Below are 7813 nucleotides of genomic sequence, written 5' to 3'. Positions count from 1 at the left end.
GCATGGAGGACGGCGCCTGGGCCGCCGCGTCCCGGGCGGACCCCGCCCCGGCCGACCGGACCTCGCCGACCGCCTCCCGCACGACCCCCGCCCCTGGCAGGGAATCCGTCCCGGCGAGCCGCCCGGCGGGCAGCACCCCCGCCACCGTCTCCCGCACCGCTTCCGTCACCGCCGTCAGCACGGCCGGCGCCCCGGCCCCGAGGTCCAGCGGGGCCCGCCGCTCCCCCACCACGGTGCCCCGCAGATCCACCAGCACGGCCCGTACCTCGTCCCGGTCCAGATGGACCCCCACCGCGTGCCCCGCCTCGGGCACCAGCCGCAGCACGGTCCGCGGCTTGCCCCCCGTAGAGGCCCGTCGTCCGGCTTCCGCCGCGAGGCCGTCCTCCCGCAGCCGGGCCGTGATCTTGCTGACCGCCTGCGGGGTGAGCCCGGTCCGCTCGGCGAGTTCGAGCCGGCTGATGCCGTCGGCTCCGGCCGTCCGCAGCAGGTCGAGCACCAGCGCGGCGTTGTGACTGCGCAACACGAGCAGGTTCACCCCACCTCCGCTGCCGCGCATGCCGCCCATCCCGCCCATCCCGCCCGTACGGTCGTCCGCCCTGTTCACGCTCCCCATTGTCCCCGGCGCTTGCACTTTGGCAACAGCGTTGCGAAAGTGGATGCCATGACTGGCACACCCCTCGGCACGGGCCCCGGCACAGCCCCCGGCTCGCCCCTCCGCGTCGGCCTCGTCGGCTACGGCCTCGCCGGCTCCGTCTTCCACGCCCCGCTGATCGCCGCCACCGAGGGCCTCACCCTCGACACGGTGGTCACCTCGAACCCCGAACGGCAGCAGCAGGCCCGTGCCGAGTTCCCGGACGTACGCTTCGCCGCCACGCCGGACGAGCTGTTCGACCGGGCCGCCGAGCTGGACCTGATCGTCATCGCGTCCCCGAACAAGACGCACGTGCCACTCGCCACCACCGCCCTCAAGGCCGGTCTGCCGGTCGTGGTCGACAAGCCCGTCGCGGGCACGGCGGCCGAGGCCCGCGAGCTGGCCGCCCTCGCCAAGGAGCGCGGCCTGCTCCTCTCCGTCTTCCAGAACCGCCGCTGGGACAACGACTTCCTCACCCTGCGCAAGCTGCTGAACGAGGGCGAGCTGGGCGACGTCCTGCGCTTCGAATCCCGCTTCGAGCGCTGGCGCCCGCAACTGAAGGGCGGCTGGCGGGAGTCCGGCGACCCCGCAGAGATCGGAGGTCTGCTCTACGACCTCGGCAGCCACGTCGCCGACCAGGCCATGGCCCTCTTCGGCCCGGCGGCCTCCGTCTACGCGGAGTCGGACATCCGCCGCGCGGGCGCCGAGACGGACGACGACACGTTCATCGCGATCACGCACACGAACGGCGTCCGCTCCCACCTCTACGTCTCCGCGACGACCGCCCAACTCGGCCCCCGCTTCCGCGTCCTGGGCTCCACCGCCGGCTACGTCAAGTACGGCCTCGACCCCCAGGAGGCCGCGCTCCGGGACGGCCTGCGCCCCGGGCCCGGCTGGGGCGTCGAGCCCGAGTCGCAGTGGGGCCGCGTGGGCTCGGGCGAGTCCCCCGTAACAGGCGGCGGCCGCCCCGAACCGACCCGCCCCGGGGACTACCCCGCTTACTATGCGGCCGTGGCGAAGGCCCTGCTCGAGGGCGGTCCCAACCCGGTGACCGCGCTGGAGGCGGCCGCCGCCCTGGACGTACTGGAGGCCGCCCGTCGTTCGGCCCGCGAGAAGGTGACGGTGAACCTGTGACGCACAAGAGCTCGCACAACCCTTCGCACCACCAGGAACTCGGCCCCAAGTTCCAGCCGGAGCTCACGCCGAGCCTGGAGGAACTGGAGACGCAGGAACGCCGCCTGGTCTTCCGCCAGTTCACCTACGACGACGCCTGGGCGCTCGGCTCGCTCCTCGTCGAACTGGCCCGGGAGCGGCAGGCCCCGCTCGCCATCGACATCCACCGCGCCGGCCAGCAGCTCTTCCACGCGGCGCTGCCCGGCTCCACCCCGGACAACGACGCCTGGATCGCCCGCAAGCGCCGGGTCGTCGAGCGCTACGGCTCCGCCTCCTACCTGGTGGGCACCCGCTTCCGCGCCAAGGGCACGACGTTCGAGGAGTCCTCGCGCCTCGACCCCGACACCTACGCGGCACACGGCGGCTCCTTCCCGATCACCGTCGAGGGCGTGGGCGTGATCGGCGCGGTGACGGTGTCCGGGCTGCCGCAGCTCCAGGACCACCGCTTCGTGGTGGAGGCGCTGGAGGTCTTCCTGAGCAAGGACCGCTAGCGAAAACCCGGGTACCGGGCCGGAATTAGTGCCGGATCCCTCCGGTTGGCACCTGCTGTACGCACGATCAAGCACGGCGCCCAACCGGAGGGATCACAACCGATGACCACCGCCCTGAAAGACGCCGTCGGCCGGTACGGCATCTGGAGCGTAGGCCTGCGCTCGGAGGACCCGGACCGACGCGGCGAACTCGCCGAAGCCGCCGCCGAACTGGAGGAACTCGGCTTCGGCGCCGTCTGGCTGGGCGGCAACAGCTCCGCCGCCAACGCCGCCCCGCTGATCGAGGCGACCTCCGGGCTCACCGTCGGCACCAGCATCCAGAGCATCTGGCAGCACGAGCCGGACGCCGCCGCCGCGGCCTTCGCGGAACTGGAGTCGGCCCACCCCGGGCGGTTCCTGCTGGGCCTCGGGGTGAGCCACGCCAAGCGGGTGGAGCAGTACGCCCGCCCCTACTCGGCCCTGGTCGAGCATCTCGACGGTCTGGACGCCGCCGGAGTGCCGGCGGACCGGCGCCTCCTGGCCGCCCTGGGCCCGAAGTCACTCCGGCTGGCCCGCGACCGAGCGGCGGGCTCGATCCCGTACCTGGTCACCCCGGAGCACACGGCGCACGCCCGCGAGATCCTGGGCGAGGCCCCGCTGCTGGCCCCGGAGCTGGGCGTCGTCCCGGAGACGGACCCGACCCGCGCCCGCGCCCTGGCCCGCGAGTTCCTCGGCACCTACCTCCCGCTGCCGAACTACACCAACAACTTCCTCCGGCACGGCTTCACCGAGGACGACCTCCAGAACGGCGGCAGCGACCGCCTGGTCGACGCACTGTTCGCCTGGGGCGACGACACGGCGATCCGCGCCAAGCTCGACACCTTCTTCGAGGCAGGCGCGGACCACCTCGCCCTCCAACTGATCGACGACTCCCCGAGGGACGCCCTCCCGCGGAAGGCGTGGCGCGACCTGGCAGCTCTGCTCAACTGATCCTTCTTCGGAGCGCGGTTCAGATCAGGGCCATGGCTGTCAGAACGGTCGAGCAGGCCGCGGCCGTCATCGGCCACAGCAGCCACCTCGGGCGCCCGTCGGAGACAGCGGCGGCGGCCAGCATCTCCGCCACGGCGGCGATGGCGGCCGCCGCGCCGAGATACAGGCCGCGGCTACTGGCCCCCTCCGCCAGACTCACCTGGCGCTTCTGTTCGGTCCGAAGACCTGACAACAGGTGCTCGGATTCCTTGCCCAAGGCCCTCACCGTCGCGGCATCGACGCGATCGGCGCGTGTGGGAGGACGCCCCATGTAATCGGCGATCTCGCGCACGCGCCCCGCGGCACGTGTCTCGACCACGGACACCACTCGCTCGTGCCGTGCCTGAGCGGGAGTGACCCCGGTTTCCAGCGAGGCGCGTTCGCGGGCCATCGCCTGGAGTTCGGTGAGCTCTGCCGTTCGGCGGCTTCCGTCCAGGAACGCCGTGCGCTGACCGTAGGCCAGGGCAGCGGTACCGAGCTGGGTCGCCTTGCGGGCCGCCTCGGCCTGGGCCCGCTGTTCGACGCCCGACGCGTAGATCCCCCCGAGGGGAAGCACCATCAGCAGAACCACGATGAACAGACCGAGCAGCGCGGCGGGGCGGCTCTCACCGCTCGGAGTGACGGCCGGCTGAGGGATGAGCTGCAGATCCCTGACAACGCGCCGGCGGTCAGGACCCGGCGGCCTGCGCAGGGCGGGTGGCCGCACGACGTTCGCGGCGGCCACACCGCCGATCACGGCCATTCCGACGAGCGCGGCGAACACGAGCCCCCACATGACCCACATGTCCCCGGACCGCATCGTCGCCTCTGGAGCGAGTCCGTAGGACTTGGGTTTGTCCCGTTGCAGGTCCGCGAGTCGGCGGGGCAGGTCGTAGCCGAGGTTCTTGTGCCGGTAAGCGTCGTGCAGAAAGCTCCCGGAATCGGCCGCGCTGCGCAGAGCGAACGCGGTCTGGGCGGCGATCTCGTACTCCGCCGCGGCAGTCCTGCCCTCGTGACGGATCGGCCGCAGCGCGTCGGCGCGCGCCGAGGCCGCGGCCACGTCGAAGGCCAGACGCGCGTCTTCGGTGTACACCGTGCGCACATCGTCCAGCAGCGTCTCCTGACGCGTGATCTCCTGACGCACCGCGTCCTGGTACGTCCCGGACGCCTCGCTGAACGCCCAGGCGGACAGGGGTGTCGCCACGGAGATGACGGCGAGCAGGCAGATCTGCACCCGGATGCGGAGACTGAACCGCGAGGTCGACGGGTTCACCGCGGCCCCCGCTCGTACGTGACCCGCAGCCCCTTCTTGTCGGTGAGAGCGAGGGCATCGCCCGTCACCTCCCAGGTGTGACGCTCGGCAGTGGGCACAGCGGGCCTCGCCACGAAGTCGCCTTCAGGATCGCCCGGGTCCCGGCGGGATGTGGCGGCCTTCTCGGGCTTCAGGACGAGCTGCGCCCCTTCGATCCGTGCCGCGCCTTCCGAGGTGCGGGTGACCTGGACGATGCCGTCCGGGGAGTCGTACGCGAGGACGCCCACGAACGTGTAGTCGCCGTCGGCCCGGAAGCGATAGGTGAGGGCGGCGTCACTGTTCTTCGAGTCGCTCTTCCATGTCCCGACGAGGGACTGAGGGAGTACCTGTTCACCCGTGGCGGCATCGGTGGTCCCCGGCGCCGGCGGGGGTGAGGCTGTCCTGGAGGTGGGCCCCGGGCCGGGCGGGTCACCTCGTGAGACGCACGCCGTGACGCTCCCGAGCAGCAGGGTGGAGCAGAGCACCACGCGGACCGCACCGGTGACGAGCACGTCAGCCACCGGCGATCTGACGGACATAGCTGATCCCGTCCAGCTTCAGATTCTCGAAGACGTATCCGTAGCCGGCGTCGAATTCCTCGATCGACCAGTAGTCGTAGGGGATGGGACCGATCGATACGTACAGAGTCATGGAGGTGCCTTCGACAACCGCTGTTCCATCGAGCACGAGGCCGTTGTTGTACAGGAGGCTCACACCGCCGTCCTCGGAGAAGCGGATCTTGTCGAAGCGCACGGACGTGCCGTCCCCGTCCCATTCGCCGACCAGTTCGCTCGGAACGAAGCCCTCCGGCGCTTCGAACGTCGCTGATGGCGAGGTTTCCGGTGGCGTGGGCGTGGGCGAGGGCGGTTCTGTGCTCTCGCCCTTCGTTTCGGTGGGTGGCGGCGGATCGGGGGTCTCGTCACCCGATTCCGTGGAGGGCGGTGGACTTGACGGAGGGGATTCTCCGGAACCTCCTCCGCACCCCGCGACGATCGCCGCGATCAGTACAGCCCCTGCGATTCTGCGCACACGTAAGAACGTCATGAGCTGAGCCCTGTCTTTCTGTGTAGCCGACTACTCGGCGACCACGAACCGGAGACGGCGCCGGGGGCGCGGGCCCGAACCGCGGTCGCGGCCGCGCAACTCCTGGACGAGAGCCACGAGTACGGTGAGGGCCCAGGCGACGAGGAACGCTGTCATCTGGGCACCGGTTCCGACAGCCAGCCAGCTGACCCCCAGCCCGGCCAGCGTGATGCCGGAGGCCGCGAGAAGAACCGAGTGCCGCCGGGGACGCAGAGTCCGGACCAGGCACAGGACAGCGAGGACGAGGACCGGAACGGCCAGGGCGGACATCGTTTCGTGCCCCGTGTAGTCCGGGAAGATCAGATCCGACGCAGGCTCGTACTCTCCGTCGTACCCCTCCTCGAACAGTGTGTGGCCGGAAGGGTCCTCGTCGAGTTCGTAATAGTCCTTGGTGTAAGGGCTGTAGTAGTAGAGAGGGCCGGTGAAGTCGTCTTCGGACACGGAGGCGAGGCCGCTCTCCTCGACCGCTGCCCCGGCGGTGACGCCCGCGATGACCAGGGCGCCCGCTCCCCACCACAGAAGAGCGGATGTCAGGGGGCACCAACGGAACGCGACCAGCCCGAGGACGGCGATCGCCGACAACAGTACGAGGTAGCCACTCCCCGGCTGAAGGTGGTAGCCGAGGACGACCACGGCCGAGACCACGATCCCCAGCAGGGCGACGACGCGGTTCCCGGCAGCAAGGTGGCGCCATCTGCGCGCGGACGGCGTGCCGGCGGAGTCTGTCTGGCCGGGACCGGTGGCGGTCGCCGCAGATGGTGCGGCCGGTGCTTGATCGCCCTGGGTGGTCGCCGTCTCTCCCGGGACGGCGGGAGGTGCCGGGGCGGCGGAAGGTGCCGGGGCGGCGGGAGGCGCGGGGATGGTGGGAGGCGCCGGGATGGTGGAAGCCGCCTGCTTCGGCATCGACGCGGCCTGGGTCTGCTGTTCGGCCATCATCGTCCGCCCGATCCCCGCCCCGAGTGCCGGTGCAGGTGTCGGCGGGGTCGGAGGGGCCACCGGCAGGGCAGGGGCTTCTGTCCCTGCGAGGGCCAGAGCTCGCTGCATCTCGTCTATGCCGGCGAAGCGTTGCTCCCGGTCCTTCGACAGCGCCCGGAGCACGACGGCATCGACCGCCGCCGGGATCTGCGGCCGCAGCCTGGACGGCGCGACGGGCTCCTTGCTGATGTGCTGGTGCATCACGGCGAACGAGGAGTCGCCGATGAAAGGCGGGCGTCCCGTGAGCAGTTCATACAGAAGGCAGCCCGTGGAGTACTGATCGGAGCGACCGTCGATCGCTTCACCCGTCAGCTGCTCCGGTGACAGGTACGCGGGGGTCCCGACCGTCATTCCGGTTGCGGTCAGGCGCGTGGTGGTCTCGGCCACCACCTTGGAGATCCCGAAGTCCAGGACCTTGACCCCGCCTTCGGAGGTGAGCATGACGTTGGAAGGCTTGATGTCCCGGTGAACCAGGCCCCGCCCGTGGCTGTGGGCCAAGGCCTCCGCGATCCCCTGGCTGACGTCGAGAGCACGCTCGACCTTGAACGGCCCCTCGGCCAGTGCGTCCGCCAGGGTGCGGCCGTCGATGAACTCCATGATGAGGAACGGAGTCGTCTCGGCGTCCCGGACGTCCTCACCGACGTCGTGCAGGACGGCGATGTTGCGGTGGCTGAGCGAGGCGACGGTACGGGCCTCCCGGCGGAACCGGACCCGGAACTCCTCGTGTCTGGTCAGCTCCGGCGGCAGAAGCTTCACGGCGACCAGACGGCCGAGCTCCCGGTCCGTGGCGCGCCAGACCTGGCCCATGCCGCCACGTCCTGCTTCTTCGATCAGCTCGTACCGCTCGGCGAGTACCCGCACGGCGCTCCCCCCGTTCAGCGTCAGGGTGCGAACCCCCCACGCAAAAGCCGCCCCCGGAGCGCGCCATGAATCAGCCCACCCGCCCGCCAACCGTACTGGCTGATTTCCACACATTGAGCGTCATGAGTGTCCGAATAGGAGCGCGCACCTTGCGCGCGCTCCTACCGCGCACAACTGCGCTGGGGGCGCACCCCCGACCTGCTATATGCGCCACATACGCCGGGCGGGGAGCCGCCGACTGAACGGCAGCTCCCCGCCCCAAAGGGCGCGGGGGACAGCGCGACCAACCACGGACGCCCCGCAGCCGAAAGACCGCCCCCG

8 protein-coding genes are annotated in these 7813 nt (G+C 71.0%); 3 read left to right on the top strand and 5 right to left on the bottom strand.

The window, feature by feature from the left end:
- Window positions 1-556: winged helix-turn-helix transcriptional regulator (locus tag ACFTZL_RS37000; RefSeq protein WP_382592406.1), on the bottom strand; the 556-nt coding region annotated here is incomplete at its 3' end.
- A gap of 105 nt (window positions 557-661) precedes the next feature.
- Between ACFTZL_RS37000 and ACFTZL_RS36995 the strand changes: the two genes are divergently transcribed.
- The 3 genes from ACFTZL_RS36995 (at window position 662) to ACFTZL_RS36985 (ending at window position 3264) form a co-directional block, all read left to right on the top strand.
- Entirely contained in the window at window positions 662-1765 is a 1104-nt protein-coding gene (locus ACFTZL_RS36995) for a Gfo/Idh/MocA family oxidoreductase (protein ID WP_382592403.1), read from the top strand.
- Window positions 1762-2295 (top strand): heme-degrading domain-containing protein, encoded by a 534-nt coding sequence (locus ACFTZL_RS36990; RefSeq protein WP_382592400.1) that lies wholly within the window; start codon window positions 1762-1764, stop codon window positions 2293-2295. The genes ACFTZL_RS36995 and ACFTZL_RS36990 overlap by 4 nt, the downstream gene beginning before the upstream one ends.
- 102 nt (window positions 2296-2397) lie before the next feature.
- On the top strand, window positions 2398-3264 hold the full coding sequence (locus tag ACFTZL_RS36985) for an LLM class F420-dependent oxidoreductase (protein ID WP_382592397.1): 867 nt from the start codon (window positions 2398-2400) through the stop codon (window positions 3262-3264).
- A 19-nt stretch (window positions 3265-3283) separates the two neighbouring features.
- On the opposite strand, the gene ACFTZL_RS36980 is transcribed toward ACFTZL_RS36985, so the two are convergent.
- From ACFTZL_RS36980 to ACFTZL_RS36965, 4 genes are all read right to left on the bottom strand, one after another.
- Entirely contained in the window at window positions 3284-4555 is a 1272-nt protein-coding gene (locus ACFTZL_RS36980) for a hypothetical protein (RefSeq protein ID WP_382592394.1), read from the bottom strand.
- The gene (locus tag ACFTZL_RS36975; protein WP_382592391.1) at window positions 4552-5112 is read right to left on the bottom strand and encodes a hypothetical protein; all 561 of its coding nucleotides are present in this window, start codon (window positions 5110-5112) and stop codon (window positions 4552-4554) included. The genes ACFTZL_RS36980 and ACFTZL_RS36975 overlap by 4 nt, the downstream gene beginning before the upstream one ends.
- Complete coding sequence (locus ACFTZL_RS36970; RefSeq protein WP_382592389.1) at window positions 5087-5326, bottom strand: hypothetical protein; 240 nt, start codon at window positions 5324-5326, stop codon at window positions 5087-5089. Before ACFTZL_RS36970 ends, ACFTZL_RS36975 begins: the two co-directional genes overlap by 26 nt.
- A 321-nt stretch (window positions 5327-5647) precedes the next feature.
- Entirely contained in the window at window positions 5648-7492 is a 1845-nt protein-coding gene (locus ACFTZL_RS36965) for a serine/threonine-protein kinase (RefSeq protein WP_382592386.1), read from the bottom strand.
- Between the last annotated feature and the right edge of the window lie 321 nt (window positions 7493-7813).

It is taken from the genome of Streptomyces sp. NPDC056948, assembly GCF_042674225.1.
Classification (GTDB): Bacteria; Actinomycetota; Actinomycetes; order Streptomycetales; family Streptomycetaceae; genus Streptomyces; species Streptomyces purpurascens.
The sequence above is the reverse complement of the archived record's forward strand: the minus strand, read 5'-3'. Positions and strand labels throughout refer to the sequence as shown.

Excerpts from the sequence above, each read along its gene's own strand:
- ACFTZL_RS36995 (WP_382592403.1), top strand. The coding sequence starts at position 662 with ATGACTGGCACACCCCTCGGCACGGGCCCCGGCACAGCCCCCGGCTCG.
- ACFTZL_RS36985 (WP_382592397.1), top strand. The coding sequence starts at position 2,398 with ATGACCACCGCCCTGAAAGACGCCGTCGGCCGGTACGGCATCTGGAGC.
- ACFTZL_RS36975 (WP_382592391.1), bottom strand. The coding sequence starts at position 5,112 with ATGTCCGTCAGATCGCCGGTGGCTGACGTGCTCGTCACCGGTGCGGTC.